Annotated in this window: 16 protein-coding genes; 9 read left to right on the plus strand and 7 right to left on the minus strand. The window is 46.1% G+C overall.

The window, feature by feature from the left end; translation table 11 throughout:
- Positions 1 to 41: 41 nt before the first annotated feature.
- The 5 genes from ACKTT9_RS18215 to ACKTT9_RS18235 are packed head-to-tail and all read left to right on the plus strand — an operon-like array spanning position 42 to position 5961.
- Positions 42 to 1223, plus strand: a complete 1182-nt coding sequence (locus ACKTT9_RS18215; protein WP_407872694.1) for an N-acetylglucosamine-6-phosphate deacetylase — start codon at positions 42 to 44, stop codon at positions 1221 to 1223.
- Positions 1224 to 1257: 34 nt separating this feature from the next.
- Positions 1258 to 2166 (plus strand): Gfo/Idh/MocA family protein, encoded by a 909-nt coding sequence (locus tag ACKTT9_RS18220; RefSeq protein WP_407872695.1) that lies wholly within the window; start codon positions 1258 to 1260, stop codon positions 2164 to 2166.
- A 53-nt stretch (positions 2167 to 2219) separates the two neighbouring features.
- A complete protein-coding gene (locus ACKTT9_RS18225; RefSeq protein WP_407872696.1) occupies positions 2220 to 3866 on the plus strand; it encodes a TIM barrel protein in 1647 nt (548 codons plus the stop codon).
- On the plus strand, positions 3866 to 4882 hold the full coding sequence (locus tag ACKTT9_RS18230) for an NAD-dependent epimerase/dehydratase family protein (RefSeq protein ID WP_407873063.1): 1017 nt from the start codon (positions 3866 to 3868) through the stop codon (positions 4880 to 4882). Before ACKTT9_RS18225 ends, ACKTT9_RS18230 begins: the two co-directional genes overlap by 1 nt.
- The gene (locus ACKTT9_RS18235) at positions 4882 to 5961 is read left to right on the plus strand and encodes a dihydrodipicolinate synthase family protein (RefSeq protein ID WP_407872697.1); all 1080 of its coding nucleotides are present in this window, start codon (positions 4882 to 4884) and stop codon (positions 5959 to 5961) included. The genes ACKTT9_RS18230 and ACKTT9_RS18235 overlap by 1 nt, the downstream gene beginning before the upstream one ends.
- A 53-nt stretch (positions 5962 to 6014) precedes the next feature.
- Here the strand turns inward: ACKTT9_RS18235 and ACKTT9_RS18240 are convergent, their stop codons facing one another.
- From ACKTT9_RS18240 to ACKTT9_RS18255, 4 genes are all read right to left on the minus strand, one after another.
- Positions 6015 to 7238, minus strand: coding sequence for a BNR-4 repeat-containing protein (locus ACKTT9_RS18240; protein WP_407872698.1), 1224 nt, complete (start codon positions 7236 to 7238; stop codon positions 6015 to 6017).
- A gap of 95 nt (positions 7239 to 7333) precedes the next feature.
- Positions 7334 to 8860 carry an extracellular solute-binding protein gene (locus ACKTT9_RS18245; protein WP_407872699.1) on the minus strand — a complete coding sequence of 509 codons (1527 nt, stop codon included), beginning with the start codon at positions 8858 to 8860 and terminating at the stop codon, positions 7334 to 7336.
- A 67-nt stretch (positions 8861 to 8927) separates the two neighbouring features.
- Complete coding sequence (locus tag ACKTT9_RS18250; protein ID WP_407872700.1) at positions 8928 to 9797, minus strand: carbohydrate ABC transporter permease; 870 nt, start codon at positions 9795 to 9797, stop codon at positions 8928 to 8930.
- A 22-nt stretch (positions 9798 to 9819) separates the two neighbouring features.
- The gene (locus ACKTT9_RS18255) at positions 9820 to 10716 is read right to left on the minus strand and encodes an ABC transporter permease (protein WP_407873064.1); all 897 of its coding nucleotides are present in this window, start codon (positions 10714 to 10716) and stop codon (positions 9820 to 9822) included.
- 377 nt (positions 10717 to 11093) lie between these two features.
- Between ACKTT9_RS18255 and ACKTT9_RS18260 the strand changes: the two genes are divergently transcribed.
- Together ACKTT9_RS18260 and ACKTT9_RS18265 are read left to right on the plus strand one after the other, a co-directional pair.
- A complete protein-coding gene (locus ACKTT9_RS18260; RefSeq protein ID WP_407872701.1) occupies positions 11094 to 13325 on the plus strand; it encodes a helix-turn-helix domain-containing protein in 2232 nt (743 codons plus the stop codon).
- A 156-nt stretch (positions 13326 to 13481) separates the two neighbouring features.
- Positions 13482 to 13934 (plus strand): GNAT family N-acetyltransferase, encoded by a 453-nt coding sequence (locus tag ACKTT9_RS18265; protein WP_407872702.1) that lies wholly within the window; start codon positions 13482 to 13484, stop codon positions 13932 to 13934.
- 42 nt (positions 13935 to 13976) lie between these two features.
- On the opposite strand, the gene gdhA is transcribed toward ACKTT9_RS18265, so the two are convergent.
- From gdhA to ACKTT9_RS18280, 3 genes are all read right to left on the minus strand, one after another.
- Positions 13977 to 15347, minus strand: coding sequence for an NADP-specific glutamate dehydrogenase (gene gdhA / locus ACKTT9_RS18270; RefSeq protein WP_246069088.1), 1371 nt, complete (start codon positions 15345 to 15347; stop codon positions 13977 to 13979).
- A 179-nt stretch (positions 15348 to 15526) separates the two neighbouring features.
- Positions 15527 to 16363, minus strand: coding sequence for an AraC family transcriptional regulator (locus tag ACKTT9_RS18275; protein ID WP_407872703.1), 837 nt, complete (start codon positions 16361 to 16363; stop codon positions 15527 to 15529).
- 14 nt (positions 16364 to 16377) lie between these two features.
- Entirely contained in the window at positions 16378 to 17892 is a 1515-nt protein-coding gene (locus ACKTT9_RS18280; RefSeq protein ID WP_407872704.1) for a sulfatase, read from the minus strand.
- A gap of 146 nt (positions 17893 to 18038) precedes the next feature.
- On the opposite strand from ACKTT9_RS18280, the gene ACKTT9_RS18285 reads away from it, so the two are divergent.
- Positions 18039 to 18902, plus strand: coding sequence for an AraC family transcriptional regulator (locus tag ACKTT9_RS18285; protein ID WP_407872705.1), 864 nt, complete (start codon positions 18039 to 18041; stop codon positions 18900 to 18902).
- Positions 18903 to 19014: 112 nt separating this feature from the next.
- Positions 19015 to 20802, plus strand: coding sequence for a family 43 glycosylhydrolase (locus ACKTT9_RS18290; RefSeq protein ID WP_407872706.1), 1788 nt, complete (start codon positions 19015 to 19017; stop codon positions 20800 to 20802).
- The last annotated feature ends 26 nt before the right edge of the window (positions 20803 to 20828 follow it).

Consider the following 20828-nt stretch of genomic DNA (forward strand, 5'->3'; position numbering starts at 1 on the left):
CTGCAGATGACATGACGCAGGAAAACGTAGGGGGGATAGGTTTGCCGGAAGAGTCAAAACGTGAGGGTAAGACCGTTGTTACAGGGAGACATTACCGTACAGGATTGCCAATAGAAGTAACTATCGCTAATGGACATATTGAGAATATTTGCTTGTTAGAAGCTGGGGTTCAGGACCAGCTGCCGTGGATTGGACCCGGTCTGGTTGATTTGCAAATCAACGGCTACGCAGGTAGAGATTTCAATCAAGCACCGTTAGCGAAGGAGACAGTCATGGAGCTGACGCGTGATCTTTGGAACAAGGGTGTCACCACCTATTATCCAACGGTAATCACGAACAGTGCTGACAAGATTAGTCAGATATTACGCGCCATTTCCGAAGCCTGTCGAACGGATCCCTTATCCGATAGCTGCATTCGCGGTATACATCTGGAGGGCCCGTTTATCTCACCCGAAGATGGACCGCGGGGAGCGCATGGTAAACCGTATGTTACAGCTCCGAATTGGGAGTTGTTCCGGCAGTGGCAGGAAGCTGCGGAAGGTCGTATTACCTTTGTGACGATGTCACCGGAATGGCCGGAATCCGACGAGTTTATCAGGTGCTGTACCGAAAGCGGAGTTACGGTTTCAATTGGGCATACCAACGCTTCGCCTGAACAAATTCGTTCAGCAGTAGCCGCCGGGGCAAAGGTGTCCACGCATCTCGGCAACGCAGCTCACCTGATGCTGCCAAGACATCCAAATTATATTTGGGAGCAGTTGGCGGCAGATGAGCTCTGGGCATGTATGATTGCTGATGGTTTCCATTTACCCGAGTCGGTGCTGAAAGTATTCATGAGGGTAAAAGGCAACAAAGCGATTATCGTCAGTGACGCTGTCTATTTAAGCGGACTCGAACCAGGACGTTACACAACGCATATTGGCGGCGAGGTCGTGCTGGCGCCAGATGGCAAGCTGCATTTGGCTGAAAATGCCAAGGTGCTGGCAGGCTCCGCCCAAATGCTGGTGTGGGGCATTCAGCATTTGGTGAAAAAAGGCTTATGCAGCTTGGCCGATGCCTGGGATATGGCTTCAATCCGGCCATCGGAGTTAATGGGCCTGCAGACAGCTAAAGGACTTCAACAGCATGCTCCGGCGGATCTCGTGTTGTTTGCGTTTAAGGACGACGGTTCGTTACATATTTTGAGCACATATAAAGAGGGAAATCTCGTATCACGCGCATAAAAATAGCTGAAAAGCACAGAAAGGGCTGATTGTTATGACTACCCCAAAATCGATAATCATCGGGATGATCGGGCTTGACACCTCCCATTGCACGGCTTTCACTAAACTGCTAAACGAGCAAGATCATGAGTTTCACGTTCCCGGGGGAAAAGTCACTTATGCTTTTCCCGGCGGATCACCTGATTTTGAAATGAGCTATTCGAGGCTAGAGCGGTTCACCAGTTCGATTCGCGACGAGTACGGTGTGCAGCTGCTTGATTCTCCTGAGGCAGTAGCGGAACGTTCTGATGCGATCTTACTAACTTCTGTGGACGGTCGCGTTCATTTGGAACAGTTTCGGAAAATTGCTCCCTACAGGAAGCCTGTGTTCATCGATAAACCGTTTGCCGTTTCGACTTCTGATGCCAAGGAAATCGTGCGGTTGGCGGCCGAGTATAACGTACCTTTGATGAGTGCTTCATCGCTGCGTTATGAACAAGGGCTGGTTGATGCTCTTTCAGAGAATACAGCTGATATTATTGGCGCTGATTGCTACGGACCGGCGGAACTACAGCCAACACAGCCCGGCCTGTTCTGGTACGGCATTCACTCTGCAGAAATGTTGTATCGCATTATGGGAAAAGGGTGTGTTCAGGTGACCGCAAGCACGAGCGAATTCCATGAACTGGCCGTCGGTGTTTGGGAGGATGGCCGAATTGGGACAATTCGCGGCAACCGGCAGGGAAATAAAACGTTTGGGGCTGTCATCCACCGCTTGAACAAAACGGAATTCGTAGATGGCGACAAGCATCCGAAACCGAAATATGCCGGTCTAGTCGAGGCGGCGGTAGCCATGTTCCAATCAGGAACGCCATCTATTGATGCTCAAGAAACGGTTGAGATCATCCGCTTCCTTGAAGCGGCGAACGAGAGCCGGTCTACTGGGAAAACGGTGAAGCTCTAGCATATCTCTTACCAAACATACAATCTGCATAATTTGAAGGAGTGTAAAAACTTATGATATGGGACCGTCTTGGCGTCATTAGCGATGAAGTAAGCCATGATTTCATAGAAGCACTGGATTGGATACAAGCCGAAGGCTTAAAATACGTGGAAATTCGCATGGTGGACGGTATAAATATAGCCAATCTGACGGATGAGCAGGTAGAGCGGGTTCGTCAAGAAGTCGATAATCGAAGCCTGCACATCTCTGCATTGGCTTCACCTTTATTTAAATGCGCACTTGATCCATCTCGTCCTGTTGAAGCTGGAGACAGGTTCGGGCAGGAGGAAGAGAGCGTTGAAACACATTTTGATAAGCTTGCTCGTACAATTGAAATAGCAAATAAACTTGGCACGAGCCTTATTCGGATATTCTCCTTTTGGAGAGAGAAAGAACCTGATCAGTTCGTAGATGAAGTCGCAGGCCATTTGAAAAAAGCAGCTGAAATTGCTGCACGTCACAACATCACTTTATTGCTAGAGAACGAAGGCTCCTGCAACGGAGGTTATGCGTTCGAAGTAGCTAAACTTATTCGGAAGGTCAACGCTCCAAGCTTGAAAGCCTTATGGGATCCCGGTAATGAAGCTTTAGGAAAGCATTGGTCTTATCCCGAAGTTTATAACGAAGTGAAGGAACTGTTAGCCCACGTGCATCTGAAGGATGCCTTGATTGAAAGCGGAGGCAAGCCATCCTGCGTGCCGATCGGTTCGGGTAGAGTTCCGTACGTGCAACAAATTCAAGATTTGGAGAATGAGGGATACACGGGGCTATATGTCATAGAGACTCATTACATTCCTCCTGGCGGCAGCAAAATGGAGGGCACCAAGCAATCCTTAGAGGGATTGAGAAAGCTGTTTAGCCATCCGCCGCTGAAAGAAGAAACAGCAGAACATCTTAAGGTGAAAGTTTTTGAAAATCGCCAGATCATGGGAGCTGCAGCAGCTGTAGCGGCAGCAACGAAGATCAAAGAGCTGTTGTCTCGAAAAGACAAAGTAAGAATGATTTTTGCTGCAGCTCCTTCTCAAAATGAATTTTTGGCGGAACTCGTGAATCAGCAAGGTATCGACTGGTCGCGTATCACCGCATTTCATATGGATGAATATATCGGTCTTCCTGATGATGCACCGCAAAAATTCAGTCAGTTTTTAACCGATAGACTGTTCAAATTGGTTAAGCCAGGGGAGCTTCATTTGATTCAGAGCTCTACGACAATTGAGCAGGAATGTCAGCGCTATAGCGACCTGATTGCGGCTGCACCAATTGATATCATTTGCCTCGGTATCGGGGAAAACGGGCATATTGCTTTTAATGATCCTCCTGTGGCCGATTTTGAAGACAGCTTCATCATTAAGCCGGTTGAACTGGATGCTCCTTGTCGCCAACAGCAGGTCAATGATGGCTGCTTCCCGGACTTTGATGCCGTGCCTACCCATGCATTAACTTTGACCATACCGACGATGATGGCTGGCGCGCACTTATTCTGCATCGTTCCAGGATCAACCAAACGTGCTGCTGTTGAACAAACACTTCGCGGACCGATAAGTACCTCCTGCCCGGCATCCATCCTGCGCACACATCCGGATTGCACCTTGTATGTGGATCGAGATTCGTATGGAATGCTGCAAGTACCTCAAGTATCAACTCAAGGAGGTCAGGCATGATTCGATCAATTGAGGAATTGGAAGCCAAGCTTGCGGAGCCGTCAGAAGCTTTAATTCAGGATCTCGCTGCGGTGGAGGGGGATATCATGCTGCTAGGTATTGGCGGGAAAATGGGGCCAAGCTTAGCGAGACTTGCTAGGAATGCGTTGAAGAAAGCGGGTGTTGAAAAAACAATTTGGGGTGTTTCCCGTTTTTCGGAGCCTGGCTTGAAAGAGCAGCTGGAACAGGAGGGGATCCACACGATCGCGTGCGATCTGCTGGATGATGAGCAGTTGCAGAAACTTCCTGATGTGAAAAATATCATCTACATGGCTGGCAATAAGTTCGGGACAACGGGACGCGAGCATTTCACATGGGCAATGAATGCGTACTTGCCGGGACGTGTAGCGGAAAAGTTTAAAAATTCCCGCATCGTGGTCTTTTCATCCGGAAATATTTATCCGTTTACCCCTGTGTTCCAGGGTGGTGCAACAGAATCACAAGCTCCCTCTCCGCTTGGAGAATATGGCCAATCAACGCTTGGTCGTGAACGTATATTTGAGTATTTTTCTCGGAAATATGAGATTCCAATGGTCATCTATCGGCTGAATTATGCGATTGATCTTCGGTATGGTGTACTGCTGGAGGTTGCCAAAGCCGTAAAAGCAGGTAAGCCCATCGATGTGACCATGGGGCATGCGAATTGCATTTGGCAGGGAGACGCCAACGAAATGGCTCTGAGAAGTTTGAACATTTGTTCAAGTCCTCCGAATGTTGTAAATATAACAGGTCCGGAAACGATGTCCATGCGCTGGATCGCTCAGGAGTTTGGTAAGCGGCTGGGCACTCAACCAGTCATTGTTGGGCAGGAAGCGGAGGATGCATTGTTAAATAATGCCTCTAAAGCTTTTCAACGATTCGGGTATCCGCGGGTGACACTTCTCCAAATGTTGGATTGGACTGCCGAGTGGGTGGCAAATGACGGCGCAACCTGGAATAAGGATACTCACTTCCAAGAAAGGGAGGGGAAATTCTAATGCCTTCCAATCTAAGCGGAAGCTTGTCTAAGACCAAGCTGCAAGCGCTGCATGAAGGGCTTGTGATTCCTGCTCATCCTCTGGCATTGGATGAAAGCCGGCAGCTGGACGAACAGCATCAGCGTGCGTTAACCCGTTATTATATAGCGGCAGGCGCAGGAGGGATTGCAGTTGGCGTACATTCAACCCAATTTGAAATTCGAAATAAAGACGTCAACCTGCTGGAGCCGGTGCTCCGAATGGCTTCAGAGGAGGTAGACAGAGCGGGTTTAGAGCGTCCTTTTATTAAAGTAGCAGGGATTTGCGGTCCTACGAAGCAGGCGCTGGCAGAATCGGAGTTGGCGCTTAAGCTAGGGTATGATGCAGGGCTCCTTAGCATGGGAGGTCTGCAGGATTGGACGGAAGCGGATATTCTGGAGCGAACGAGAGCGGTGGCCGGTCAAATGCCGGTCATCGGCTTTTATCTGCAGCCGTCGGTAGGCGGGCGTACATTCAGCTTTGATTTTTGGCGGCAGTTTGCTGAAATTCCAGGTATTGTCGCGATCAAAATGGCGCCGTTTAATCGTTACCAAACGATTGATGTTGCTCGGGCCGTCTGTTATTCAAGCCGTCGTGATGAGATTGCTCTGTATACGGGCAATGATGATAATATTGTTAACGATTTGTTGACAACCTACCGTTTTCAAGTCGATGGTGCTCCTGTGGAAAAAAGCATTGTCGGTGGGCTTCTGGGACATTGGGCGGTTTGGACGCAAAAAGCAGTTGAGCTGCTGGAGGAAATCAAGCAAGCGAGAAATGCCGGGCAGATTGACAAAGCGTGGTTAACTCGCAATATCGAGGTAACGGAGACGAATGCGGCGTTTTTTGACCCGGCGCACCATTTTGAAGGCTGCATTCCGGGCATTCATGAAGTTCTGCGCCGTCAAGGATTGCTAAAAGGGACATGGTGCCTGAACCCTAATGAGGTGTTGTCTCCAGGCCAAGATGAAGAGATTGACCGGATGTATGCGGATTATCCACATTTAAACGATGATGAGTTTGTTACAAAGCATTTGAAGGAATGGCTTATAAACAAATAGCCAAAGAAAAAGAGTTAAGCACTTACAGCGTGCTTAACTCTTTTTTGAATATTTCATTTTTTCTGAATGTCGAACCGTATAGAAGTCTTGTATTTCGTATAGTGTATGTATTCTCCACTCATCCAGAAGAGGAGGGCTTGGCTATCCTGGCTGCCACGAGTCAGGAATGGCCGCACCTGGTGGGTGGAAGAATTTGCTGTAATAGGTGCAGATGACCACGTGACTCCAAGATCGGAAGATGACCACCGTTCGATCTCAAACGTTCCCTGAACTTCCCGGGATACATACACGATGGATGGATCGGAGTGATCCAGAATAATTCCGCCTGAATAATAGGGCTCGGTCTCATGAACTCCTTCAGGGGTTTGAGGGAACCAGCGGCCAGCCGGCGTGATCTCATTCGTCACCCATTGTGCGCCATTCCAGCGGCTGTAGTAGTAACGATGATCCTCCAAGGATTCAAATACGGCATAGACGATGACTGGATATCCTTGCTCATCTTCGGCTATATCCCAAATCCAGGCATTGCGTTGTGCACTTATGCCGTCGAACACTTTGTCTATTTCGGATAGTTCAAGCGGTAAATCTGTCGTTTGTTTGATTAACGAGCCGTCTGCGCGGTAAATAGCTCCTTCTCGATAACGGGCATAATAAATACTGTTATAAGGTTCAATGTTCGGATGCCCATCGGTACAAGAGAAATGTATCGTGTCTTTTCCATTGGAGGCATACCGGATATATGGTCGTTGACCGCTATCCATGATCAGCGTGCGCGCAGGGGACCATTCACTGTGTACCAAATCAGTGGAAACGCTAAAATTAGGCTTGAAATTGCCTCCACGCCAGAACAAATAGAGCCTTTTTTCCGCCGATAGATAGATTGGAGTAGGGTAGGTGTAGCCGAAATGCCCATCGGTATTCGCAGGAAGCTGCATCTCAGCTCCGAAGGAGGAGAGATCTTCCGGCATCCGTGTTGTCCGATAGTACATCTTGGACCCATTATGAGCGGAATAAAAGATCGTGATATGTCCCGAATCGTCTATGTACAGGGATGGGTTGGCGTGGTCATCCTGCTGAAGAGCAGAACGGATCAAGAAAGTCTCGTAAGCACCCAGCAGGTGATCGTAATAGCCAATCCATACATCTCCGATGCTATTCAACCAGCCGATATACGTTCTATGGTGCTGCCCCTGATAGTAAAGTGCGCGAGGATCTGCGAAAAAGCACCATGCCCCGTTGGATGTGAATTCTTGCGTCAAACTTAAGGGTGAATTCATCTGTCATTCTCCTTATCTCTGATTAAACAGAACGCCATACTGGGAAGCGGCTGCTCCCGGTAAGGCGTTCTTTGTTTCCCGATTTTAAAAACAGATTATTTGAGTCGGTCGTAAGCGGTTTGCGTGATTTTCATCAGTTCGTCTACACCAAGCTTTTTAGCTTCGGCAACATATTGATCCCACTCATCCATGCTGCGTTGACCTAGTATGAACTTGGTAATTTGCTCGTTGCGGTGCTTGTCTACGGCTGCTTGCAGCAAGGAAACATTGGACAGCTCGCTTTCAATGTACTGTGGTCTCACATGGTAGACACTGTCATGCTTGCGTGCCAAATCATAGGCATTACGCTGCTCTTGCGTAGCAGGAATTAGATGAGCGTCATAATTAAACCAAGTGTAGGTTCCGTTCGTCGCGAGTCCCGTCTTTTTACGAACATCGGTTATATCCAGATATTCAGGGCGCAATTTCTTTTGCCCATTCTCAGTGATGTACACTTCGTCGCCTTTGCCCCAGCTAAGCAGTTCTTTCCCTTCCTCGCTATAAAACCAATCAAAGGCTTGGAGCGCTTCCTTGACTTTCTTGGATTTGGAAGAGAAGGTCATGCCTGTTTCCAGAATGTGGGTATACGGGTTTACACTAAATCCGGGAACACCCTCAGGAGGGGGCATGAATGCAAGATTGAAGCTAGGATTCGTCTTTTTCATAGGGATGTTGAACAGATCCAGACGACCGATATAATCGAGTATCATGAACGTTTGGTCATTCGAAACGGCATTTTGCCATTGTTGCACGTTGAAAGTCAGCCAGTCCGGCGGAATAAGCCCTTCTTTTTGCATACGTTGGAAGAACTCAATCATTTTCTTGTATTCGTTCTCAATAGGCCCGTAGCGCACCTTGCCGGTTTTCTCATCCTGGAACAAACCATTCATTGTACCGAATTGTGCGGTGGCAAAGTTAAGGATTCCAAGATTAGCTCCGCTTCGGAAGGAGAACGGATAGCTGTTAGGGTATAGTTCCTTCAGCTTCTTGCCTACAGTAATCAGTTCCTCATAATTGGCAGGAGGTTTAAGCCCGTTTTTCTTGAAAATATCTTCCCGATACATCCAGATGACACGATTCGTTTCACCAAAGCCTTCATTGGGAAGCATGTACATTTTACCGTCAGCGGCCAAAGCAGCTTTCGCGATGTCTGGATATTTCTTCAGCCAAGCGGTTAAATTCGGCATAACATCTTTATAATCCAGAATGTTGGCGAGAACCCCTTGCTGCCCAAATTTATCAGCGTCTGCGCGAGGGTTGAAAAAGGTGATGTCAGGCATGTTACCAGAGGCAACATTCAGATTAATGGTATCCTTCAGTTCACCGGACGGAAGCTGAACATTGAAAGTGGCGCCGGTTTTCTCCTCAATCCACTTCCAGACAACCCAGTCCTTGTTATACGGCCAATTCGGGTGAACCTCTAGTAACATGGTAAACGTATTTTTGGGTTTTTCCGTCTTGACAGCAGGATTCGTTGTACCGCCTGCGTCCGTCGCTGTTGGGGTAGATGTGGTTCCTGAGCAGCCAACCAACATCGAGGCACTGATTAATAGTGATCCAAGTGTCGTAGTCCATTTCTTCATGCGTGAACCTCTCCTTTTCATTTTTCTAATTTCTCACTAAACATTATTGGGTTATTGCTCTTTACACCTAAGACTTGACCGCCCCGATCATAACGCCTTTGACAAAATACTTCTGCAGGAAAGGGTAGGCGAGAAGGATGGGAACTGTGGAAACCATGATTGTTGCGAACTTCAACGGTTCTTCCAGCACAACATTGGCATCGCCAACTGCGGCAATATCCGCTTGGTTCGACTGGCCGGCAAGAACGATGTTGCGCAAAATGACCTGCAAGGGGAAAAGCTCTTGATCTCGTAAATATAGCAACGGCAGCAAGAAATTGTTCCATAATCCTACCGCGTAGAACAAACCGATAGTGGCGAATACCGCTTGAGACAAAGGGACAACGATTCGGAAGAAAACACCGAAATCGCTCAGTCCGTCCATTTGTCCCGATTCCTCCAGTTCTGCCGGGATATTGGAGAAGAAGGTACGCATGATGAGCAAATTCCATGTGCTTACAGCGCCAGGAAGTACCATGCCCCAGACTGTGTCGATAACGCCGAGTTCTTTTACAACTAGAAAAGTAGGGATCATCCCACCGCTGAAGAATAGGGTGAATATAATGATCATTGTAAATCCACGCCCGAATAACATATTTTTTTTGGAAAGAGCGTAAGCCCCTAGCGATGTGATAACAAGTGAAAGGGTAGTGCCCAACACGACGTAAACAATCGTATTCCAGTAGGCGGTGCCAATGCGCGGATCTTTTAAAACGACTTTATACATGTCTATATTGAAGCCTTTTGGGTACCAGCTGATTTCTCCTTTGAGCACATGAATGTTGCTGCTTAGTGAAACAGCGGCCATGTAGATAAAAGGATACAGCGTAAGCAGCACAACTCCTAGAAGGATGACGATGTTTACGACTGAAAATAAAGTGATTTTGGAGCGTGTCATATGGAAGAATCCTCCTCAAGGGTTACCACAGACTTGTTTGTGATAGGCGCCGGCTTAGTGCATTCGTGCTATAGATAAAGAAAAAACACACAATCCCAGTGAACATATCTATAGCGGCGGCGTAACTGAAATTACCGCTTACGAGCCCTGTACGATACACATAGGTGCTTAGAATATCGGCGGTAGCATAGGTGGCAGGGTTATATAGCAGGAACACTTTTTCAAATCCTATTTCCAGTACTCGACCGACATTTAGGATGAACAATATGATGATGGTCGTGGAAATTCCCGGCAGTGTGACGTTCCAAAGCTTCCTCCAGCGGCTGGCGCCGTCTATATCAGCAGCTTCATAGAGGGAAGGATCAATGGAAGAAAGCGCAGCTAAATAAATGATGGCCTCCCATCCAATATGCTGCCAAACCTCTGAACCGACATAAATGAATCGGAACAACTCAGGTTTAATCATAAAATGAATCGGTTCGAAGCCAAAGGATTGAATCATGTGGTTAACAAAACCTTGAGAAGGGGATAAGAACAAAACGACCATTCCTGCAACTACGACATTAGAGATGAAGTGCGGTAAATAACTGACGGTTTGAACAAAACGTTTGAATACCATGTTCTTGACCTCATTAAGAAGCAAGGCCAAGATAATAGGGGCAGGAAATCCGAAAATAAGTTTATTAATGCCAAGCAGAAATGTATTTCGCAGAATGATCCAAAAATCCGGACTATTAAAGAACATCTTATAGTACTTAAGCCCAACCCACTGACTGGCCCATATCCCTTTGTACAGGTTATAGTCCTTGAACGAAATGACAATTCCGAACATCGGCAAATACTTAAAAATTAAATAATACAGCAAGCAAGGTAAGAACATGAGAAGCAAACTCTTGCTTTTTGCGATCTTCCTCCACATTAGAACAGTTCGACCGGGAACGCCCGGTAAGGAAGTCTCCGGATTTGCTCCAGCTGCGTCTAACTTATTCATTTGAGTATCCCCCCCGATCATGAGTACTTGAAGGTGCTAGTGTTCTTGTTATTTCGAAACTAGCATAGCACCGTTCGTATAGAATGTAATCCATAATAATTCCGAATTGTCCCCTCATCTATGAAATTCGTAAATATGTTAAGTTTTCGTGAAAAAGTGAATAGGCAAAATTGGCTTTTTTCCGTATTATTTAAATAAGACTTCTCGTAGATGATAAATACATTGAGATAGGAAAGACCATAAAAACAGATATGGAGGGGAGTAGGATACGTTTACTTTCGCGAGTCCAATCTAGAACGTCTTCCTTGCTCATTCGTTTGCTGCTAGGTTTTCTCACTGTCATTGTGCTGTTGATGTCTTTTAATTATTTGTCATTTACATTTTTCCAGAACAATATTAGAAACGAAATCATTAGTTATAACGCTCAGAACATCCGATTTACCTCAGAGAGGTATGAGGAACATTTTCAACTCGTTCAGAAGCAAATGTATGCTCTTTATTTTAACGATGACGTGGATCGTCTTCAGAAGGCCAGCGGGAATGCTCGTTATGCGCTGCTGGATAGGGTCAAGCAGGAGATTATCAAGGTTGTTGGTAATCCTTTGATCTATGTAGACAATGCCATTATTGTTTTCAAGGAAGGTTCATTAACGTTAAGCAGAATAGGGACCAATGACAGAGCGTCGTTGTTCGAAAAGTTCTATGCGAGCACCGATTACCCGGATTCTTTCTGGCAAAAGCAATTCAACGAAACGTATAGTGCCAAGATGTTTCCCATGTCCAAATTTTATGAGCATTCTTTTCATAAAGCCGGTGATGTGACAACCAAAGGATTGTTCATCCCTTATGTCCTTAAGCACTGGCAAAATGAGGACTTCTACATCGTTGCGATGATGGATGCGAATCAGCTATTCGAAGCTTTTCATCGTTCTGTGAATGCCAATTTCATTATCTTGGACAAGCAGGGTTTACCTTTGTTTTCAACGGGAGGGTTGGCTAAACGAGAGGAGCTTCCAGAACTGCCTGTAGACAAAACGTATTTGCTGCGTGACAATACCTATTACTTTTATCAGACCGGACAGAACAGCGGGTACACGTATATAAATATCATACCTAGTGCTAGCATTTCGAAGCAGATTTCCAAGCTTAATCTGACACTATTTGTTCTACTCATACTTTCTTTAATCGTGAGTGTTGTTATATCCGTGCTGTTCAGTGTTCGCTTTAACCGCCCGGTTAAGCAGTTGGTTTCCTCGCTGCAGACGACAGGGGGAGAGGATGTTCGATTTAAAAGCAATATTCGCGAGTTTAAACTAATTGGTCAGAAGCTGGACGATATGCTGCAGACGAATGCAAGGATTCAGTCGGATCTGGCACAAAAAAATATCCAGCTTTTGTCGTACAGTTACTTGAATAAACTGAAGAAAATCTATAGCGGCTCTCCAGGAGCTATAGATATGATTTCCACACAGGCATATCGTTTCGTCGTGTACGAGATTACGTACAAAGATAGGTTCTGGGAGGAAATGAAAGAAGAGCCGGGCCCTTTAACTTACAGCATTTATACGTTTATCAATCATAGCTTGCTCAAGGTATTCCCCGCTTCATTAACGATTCAAATCGAGAGTCGGCAAATGCTATCGGTTATTAATGAAATTGACGATTCTCGTCTGGATGCCTATATGACAGAATTATTGAAAGTCGTGGCTCATGACGCTGATTTCTATTTCCTGACCATCGCGATCTCACCGGCATTTCCACAGTCGTTTGATTTCACGGAGGCTTATGAGCAGACGGTTAAACTGCTGCAAGAACGAAAGCTGAACGAAGATACGCAAATTGTTCGTCAGCATGCCGGTCGTCAATCTGTACATTTGCTAACGTCTGCTCAAGAACAACAATTCGACTGCAATCTGGCAGCAGGAAATACACAGGAGTTGCTGCATCTGCTGGATCGCCAACTTGCTCTTATGGAACGCAAGTGTGAAACGGTACTGCAATATCAAGAATTTTTAATTGATATTGTACAAAAGGTGCGCAAAGCGTTCCATGTGCTGCGGTTAGACGAACGGGCCATACAGCCTGTTATCGCCGGATTGAGCACGAGTCAAAGTTTTTATTCGGGTCGGCATTATCGCAAATTTTTCAGCCAACTGCTTGTTGCAGCCTGTGAGGAGATTCGAAGTAATCAGAAAAATGAAGATCCCGTCATTGATTTTGTTGTGGACTATGTGAACAAGCATTTTGCTCAAGATATTACGCTGGATATTGTAGCCGAGCACCTACATATTACTGGAGGCTATTTGTCCACGTACTTCAAGGAGAAGACGGGGGAAAACTTCATTGATTATATTAATGGTGTAAGAATCCGGGTGGCGCAGCAAATGCTGCTGGAAACGGACCTGAGAATACAGGACGTCGCCAGCAGTTCAGGATACCAGAACATTAATTCCTTCAACAGGATGTTCAAGAAATTTACGGGGATGCCGCCACGCGAATTTCGCAGGGAGAAACGCACGGAAGACGAAGTCGGTTAAACGAAGGCCCTTAGCTCGCAGCTAGGGGTCTATTTTTAGTATTTTAAAAATTTGTAAAAGGGGAGGTTAATGAAAAAGAAGAGCGAATAATACATGGAGATGTTCCTTATTTGGCGAAAAGGTGACACGACATGTAAAGAATGGGGGTGTTCCAAGTTGAGAGATACGAATGTCAGAGAAGTCAGGATTTCTGATTATCCGAATATTTATTTGTTGAACCAACACTTTAATCCGAATCTATCTGTCTTTACGGAAGAGAAAGTAAAAGAGAAGCTAGTCACCCTTACAACCAAAACAAAAGATGTCATCTTTGTGTATGAACAACATAACGAAGTGATTGGATATATTCATGGCAGTCCCTATGAATTACTGTTTGCTGACTCGCTAGTAAACATCCTGGGGTTCGTTGTCAATGTGGAGTACCGGGGTCAAGGGATTGGCAGCCTGTTGATTGAAAGCCTTGAACAGTGGGCCAAGGATGCCGGGTATTCGGGGATCAAACTGTTATCGCATCCAACGCGTGTACAGGCTCACCATTTCTACGAGCGACGAGGGTATCAGTTTACGAAGGACCAGAAAAATTTCATAAAGACGTTCCGTGAGAACTAAAAACAGGCTGCCAGCTTATGTGGCAACCTGATCTTCTAGAGCCTAGACAACACCTTGTGCAATCATCGCGTCTGCGACTTTTGTAAAGCCTGCAATATTAGCACCTACAACCAGATTGCCCGGGTGGCCGTATTCCTCTGCGGCTTGAACAGCGCTTTTGTAAATATTTTTCATAATGGCATGAAGCTTATCGTCTACCTCATGGAATTGCCAGGAGTAGCGCATGCTGTTCTGAGACATTTCAAGCGCGGATACGGCAACACCACCGGCATTCGCTGCCTTAGCAGGTCCGAAGAGCACGCCTGCCTTCAGGAATACCTCAATGGCTTCTAAAGTGGATGGCATGTTTGCGCCTTCGCCAACCGCTTGTACGCCATTTCTTACCAGGATTTTAGCCGATTCCTCGTTGATTTCGTTCTGCGTCGCGCTCGGTAGAGCAATGTCGCATGGAATCGTCCAAATGCCGTCACAACCCTCATGGTAAGTAGCAGTAGGGTGCTCGTTGACATAATCGCTGATTCGCTTTCTATCCACTTCTTTCAAGCGGCGTACGGTGTCTAGGTCGATTCCATTTTTATCATAAATATAACCATTGGAATCGCTGCAAGCAACGACTGTAGCGCCTAGCTGCATCGCTTTTTGCATGGAATAGATCGCCACGTTGCCTGAACCGGAAACAACGACAGTGCTGTCTTTAAAGCTAAGGCCTTTGGACTGTAGCATTTCATTTACAAAGTAAACGCAACCATACCCCGTTGCCTCTGTACGTGCCAGACTACCGCCATAGATAATCCCCTTGCCAGTCAAAACACCAGCCTCGTAAGCACCGCGAATTCTTTTGTACTGACCGAACATGAAGCCGATTTCCCGCGCGCCAACGCCAATATCGCCGGCAGGTACGTCTGTATCTTGCCCCATATATTTATAAAGCTCCGTCATGAAACTTTGCGTAAATCGCATGATTTCATTATCGGACTTGCCTTTAGGATCGAAATCGGAGCCGCCTTTACCGCCGCCAATTGGCTGTCCAGTGAGGGAGTTTTTGAAGGTTTGTTCAAACCCAAGGAATTTGATGATGCTGGCATTAACGGAAGGGTGAAAACGCAAACCGCCTTTGTAAGGTCCAATCGCGCTGTTAAATTGCACACGGAAACCGCGGTTCACATGTGTAACTCCTTGGTCGTCCACCCATGGCACGCGGAAAGTAACCAAGCGTTCCGGCTCGACGATTCGTTCAAGGATACCATGTTTCATGTACTTCGGATGTTTGGAGAGAACAGGAATCAGGGATTCAAGGATCTCTTTCACTGCTTGGTGGAACTCTTTTTCATGAGGATTACGTTTAACCACTGTTTCGTATACGCCGTGTACGTATTCACTTGCAATTGTTTCGTTATCGACCTGTACTATCACAATCTCATCCGCCTTCATAATCAAGTATAGTTAAAAAAGTTTATTATAATAGTTTTACCTTATCCGAAGCATTTGATCAATTAAAATTTACATGTCATGTAAGCTTACTCCACTGAGTGAATGAAGTGCCCATTCAAAGTCAAAAAAAGGCCGCGAAGAAAAAGTCCTCGCGGGTGTTTTTATTGCATTTCACGAAATGTCTTGCGAAAGTCACTAGGTCTCACATTTGTTTTGCTGTGGAACAGGTTCGAAAAGTAATGGGGATCGACGTAACCAAGCTTGTATCCAATTTCACTTATGGTCAATTGAGTGTCGACCAACATTCTTTTAGCGGATTCTATCTTTTTAGCAATGACATAGTTATAAAGGGTAGTTCCCACCTCTTTTTTAAATAAGCGATTCATGTGTCTGGTAGAAACACCAATTTGAGAAGAGAGCTCAGATGTGTCGTAAGGAGAGAAGACACTGTTATCCAGAAATTGTTTGATAGATTGAACTGTTGACGTTAAAGTATCGCCTTGTTTTCGCAATACCTCAGAGAGGCAAACGATGATTCGCATAAGGATGATCTGAAGCTCAGTTTGCAGCTCCTGCGCGGATTTATGTTTAGCGTTGTCGATCGCCTCGTGAAAAAGAGAGTCTAACCCGCTATTCTGCACGACGATATGGGGAAGCAATTGATACGCTTCGAGCATCTTAAGAATCCAGTTGCCGCTAATGTTTAACCATATGTAGCTCCATTGCTCCTCATGCTGAGGGTCTGAGACAACTTCATGGTAGCAGCCGGCAGGGAGGATGAAGACATCCCCCTGACGCGCAGTCAAGGTTCGTGTACCAACCGTAACGTTTCCTTGTCCTGAACGTACCAAGCCGATAACAGTTACCTGCGCAAGCTCCCGAATATTACAGTAATCCGATTCGCAGTAATTTACCCCCAAGAACTGTACGCTAAGGGGAGGAGGGTCTCCTACCTGCGGCAGATGATAGATAGGACCATGCTTCCCGAGCTTATTCACGTTCTTCATCCTCTTTAAGCATGCCAAACCCGAGGCATCGCCATAGACTCTTTACCTAGTTCCGCCCACGCATATTTCAACAAAAGCTCCGATTTCAGGGTCTGGTATTCAGGAAGATTCCATAAATTGCGGATTTCGCCCGGATCTTCTTGCAAATCAAAAACTTCCCCATACGTTTGGTTATAATACACGGTTATTTTATATCTTTCATCCACATAGGTTTTTTGGTGAATCGTCGTTGGGGTATGACGAAACTCGCAAATCGCATGATCCCTGGCTTGGCTTTGCTGACCGCGCCAGACTTGTGACTGATCAACACCTGTCATATGGTGAGGAATCTTAATGCCACATAGTGAGAGGAAGGTAGGGGCTAGATCTACCAATGACTGAATGGCAGGCGAAGTAACGCCAGCCGGAACTTGACCGGGATATCGAACCATGAACGGAATCTTGATGAGATCCTCGTAATGGAAGCCGCCTTTAGCCTGAAGGCCGTGTTGACCATAGAAATGCCCATGGTCCGTTGTAAATACTACGATTGTATGATCCGCGAGGCCTAGCTCATCAAGCTTATCTAAAATATTTCCAATGTATTTGTCCATTAGACTGATCATGCCATAGTAGGTCGCGACCAGCTGTTTACGGTCTTGCTCGGAGTACAAGGCTGAATGGGAATGATAGCCATGGACCGCATAGTCACCTTCCTGCCAGGGTTGAAAATCAGGATTTTCCAATTGGGTTAATTGAAAATGCGGTGGATTGTGGTCATGCTCGCCAGGCGTGACTTCTGGAATCGTCAGCTGATCGGGATCATACATCGTATCCCACGGTTCAGGTACCAAATAATCCGGATGTGGGTCAAAGAAGCTGGACCAAAGGAAAAAGCTTTGATCTTCTTCTTTATATTGCTCCAGAAGCGCGTTGGTTCTCTCGGCAATCCAGGTATTGTAGTGATATTGCTCTGGAATAGGCCATTTGTGAAGAATGGAGCGATCCATCGTCCCGGTTGGCGGCAGGAAATAATCACGCCAGTTCATGCAGCCCTTTTCTTCCATCCACAGGGCGTAATGTTGGCCGACATGCGCTTCATTCGTATGATTACGGGCTAGTTCTACATGATCGAAGCCGTAGAAGGGTCCATGATTCTTTTTCCAGAAATCAAGATCTTGTAAGATCGGATAAGCTTCGAGAGAAGGATATTGTTCAGTAGCAGCTAAGGGTTGAAAATGAGCTTTACCGACAAGTGCAGAATTGTAACCGGCTTCACGAAAATCTTCACCGACCGTATGCATATTCTCTAACAGCTTTGTGCCAAGTGTCCATGCTCCGTGTTGGCTTGGATACATGCCTGTAATGATGGAAGCTCTGGTCGGCGTGCAAGTCGGGTTCGGACAGTAGGAACGCGTAAAAGTCGTTCCTTCCTTCACCAAACGATCCAAATTCGGCGTTTTGATTTCCGAGTTAAAAGCACCTAACGTATTCCAATGCTGCTGGTCACTTGTAATTAACAAAATATTAGGTTTCTTCATCCAATAACTCCTCCATGTTTCGAAATTCTATATTAATCATAAGGTCGAGTTGTTGAATTTAAAATATCATAGAAACGTATACGTTTAACATTTTGTTAGGTATGATAATCATAAAGTTATCTATCAAGTCTTGAGGTGAATATGCAATGCAGGAATTTCCCCACGAATATGCACAACACCATTATTTAAATCCTAATGAGTTTATAAAAATGAGCGGCTTGTGGTGTATTCGTGTTGGGCATAACGTTGCCAAACCGAACTATCAGGTCGGTCCTAAAAGAATTGAATGCTACAGCCTGCACTTCGTAGTGGAAGGTCAATTACTTCTTCAATCTGAAAGCGGGGAAGCGATTCTTCAACCGAATGATCTTTGCTGCTTTTTCCCGGATGAATCCTATTCCTACCGTATCTACGATCAAAAAGAGACTTTAAAGCTTGTTTGGATAGCTTTTCAAGGTCCGCAAGCTTTACAGCTGCTGCATTCGCTTGGATTAACACAGAATAGTCCCGTATTACGTGCAAGATGCAGCAGGGAAGTCTGGACAAAACTATATGCTTTCCTGCAGTTCATCTCAGATCAACCGGATGAAGCGGAGGACATTGGCTTTTCAATGGGACTTCAGGAACAATTGTATGGAATTTTTGCTGCCCTTATGAAAGGGGGCAAAACAATAATAGATGAGAAAACGAACAACGTAGATGACCTTCCTTGGTTAAAACGGTCCCTTGATTTTATGCAGCTGCATGCGTTGGAAGGAATCAGCATCAAAGAGGTTGCTGAAGAGGCGGGGGTCCATCGATCATACTTTTCTGATATTTTCAAGAAGCGGATCGGTGTATCGCCAAATCGTTATTTATACCGTCTCAAAATGGAAAAGGCTGCGGCATTGATCTCTTTAAAGGATCGGACGATCACGGAAGTCGCTTATAGTGTCGGCTATCCAAGTTTATATTCGTTCTCAAGGGCTTTTCGCAACTATTATGGCTACTCTCCTGAAAACATGCCGTGATTTGTTCGATGTCCGTTTTCCTCACCTTATGCGCAGCTTTCTATATTAAGAGTTTGGACAAAGCACGGTATACTTATCTTAGTCATACGGCGATTAGGAAAGGAAGAATCCAATGAACAACGATTTTATCATACAGCCTCCACATCCTGAAACGGAATGGGCTGCCTGCACCAGCTATTCAGAAAATGCGGTTAGCATTGAACGATTGATCGATGTTCCTTTGAAGGACGCGAGTATTTGTACCGGACCGGAGCATTCGTATTATTTGACGGGAACGGTTGATGGCGCTAATGTGCTGGTGTGGACTTCGACGGACTTAAAGACATGGACAGAGCCAGTAAGCGTATGGAGCTTAGAGCTGGAGGGGACATGGCAAAAAGAAGGGACAGGCACAGCTGGCATTTGCGCGCCGAAAATACGTTTCATTAAAGGAACGTTTTGGGTTACATACGGGTTAAGCCAAGGCGGTACGGGATTGCTTAGATCCACGTCGAATTCCGCGTTGGGGCCATACGAAGATATGGGAAAGATGACAACGGATGGGCAGGATGCCTCGTTATTTGAGGATGAAGACGGAGCTGTCTATTGGGTTTACAGTCATGGTCAAATCGCTCGTATGAAAGAGGATATGACCGGCTTTGCGGAAAAACCGAGGATGATTGAGGTACAGCCGTGGAAAATAGCGGGACGCGAGGATGATGCATCGTATACCGGCAAGTTGCAAGTCGGTACGTATGGTGCTTTTTTATACAAAAAAGATGGAACCTATGCCATGTTTTGTGCCGATCGTTTTACTCGGATGGGTAGCGAAGCAGTGGATACGTTTGTTGCTGTCAGCCATTCCATCTATGGCCTTTACAGTCGGAGATATTTGGCGCTTCCCCATGGCGGGCAAATAAGTCTGTTCGATGGACCCGAACATCAGATTTATGCCTCATTTACAGGTAGTGGCGAATATTCATTGGTTGAGCATTATCCGGCTGTCGTTCCAATGACTTTTGCCAGTCCTGGATTCATAAGGCCGACGGAGGCCGTGGTGCTGGAGAAGGGTGCAGTGGGCAGTCTCAAACCTGTCGCTGATTTTCCAATTCGAGATCCTCATATAAGCACCGGACCAGATGGCACTTATTATCTGACAGGGACATCCGATAAGCCGCATCGCAATTTTTGGGACCGGAATAATCAGCTGCTCTTGTGGAGGTCATCTGACTTGCAGGAGTGGCATCATGTTGCGAAAGTGTGGGATCTATCCGAGAACGGTTCATGGGAGAACCATATTTATGAGAAACCGTGTCTCTGGGCACCTGAGATGATCTATTTGTATGAAACATTCTGGATCACTTATTCCCTACAAGGCGGGGGTACCGGGTTAATCAAAAGTTTGTCCGGAGACGCTGAAGGTCCTTATATCGATATGGGCCGCATGACGAATACAGATATTGATTCAAGCTTTTTCCAGGATAGCGATGGCGAGGTGTATTTTGTCTGGCAGGATGGGAAAATAGCTCGAATGAAAAAGAATATGACGGGATTCGCGGAAGAGCCCCGTAAGCTGCTGTGTTTAGACGGCCAGCGTGTCGGTTATGAAGGTGCTTTCATCGTAAAATATCAAGGGAAGTATATCCTTGGTGCGGCGGAATGGAATGGCGATAAACGGGTAGACGGCACTTACGATTTAATGTATGCCGTAGCGGATCACATTTATGGACCATATACGCCTAGACGTGTGGGGGTGCCTCATGGAGGCCACGGGACGATGTTTATCGATCGAGACGGCAGACTTTGGTCCACCTTTTTTGGGAACGATCGCACGGCACCTTTCCGGACGCGCCCGGGAATCGTTCTTCTTGAAACGGAGGAAGATGGACAAGGGCTATGCATAACGCCTAGTTGTGAGTAATATAAAAGCATGAATCAAGCTCGGGC

This window comes from Paenibacillus sp. P36 (assembly GCF_045866505.1).
Lineage (GTDB): Bacteria > Bacillota > Bacilli > Paenibacillales > NBRC-103111 > Paenibacillus_E > Paenibacillus_E chondroitinus.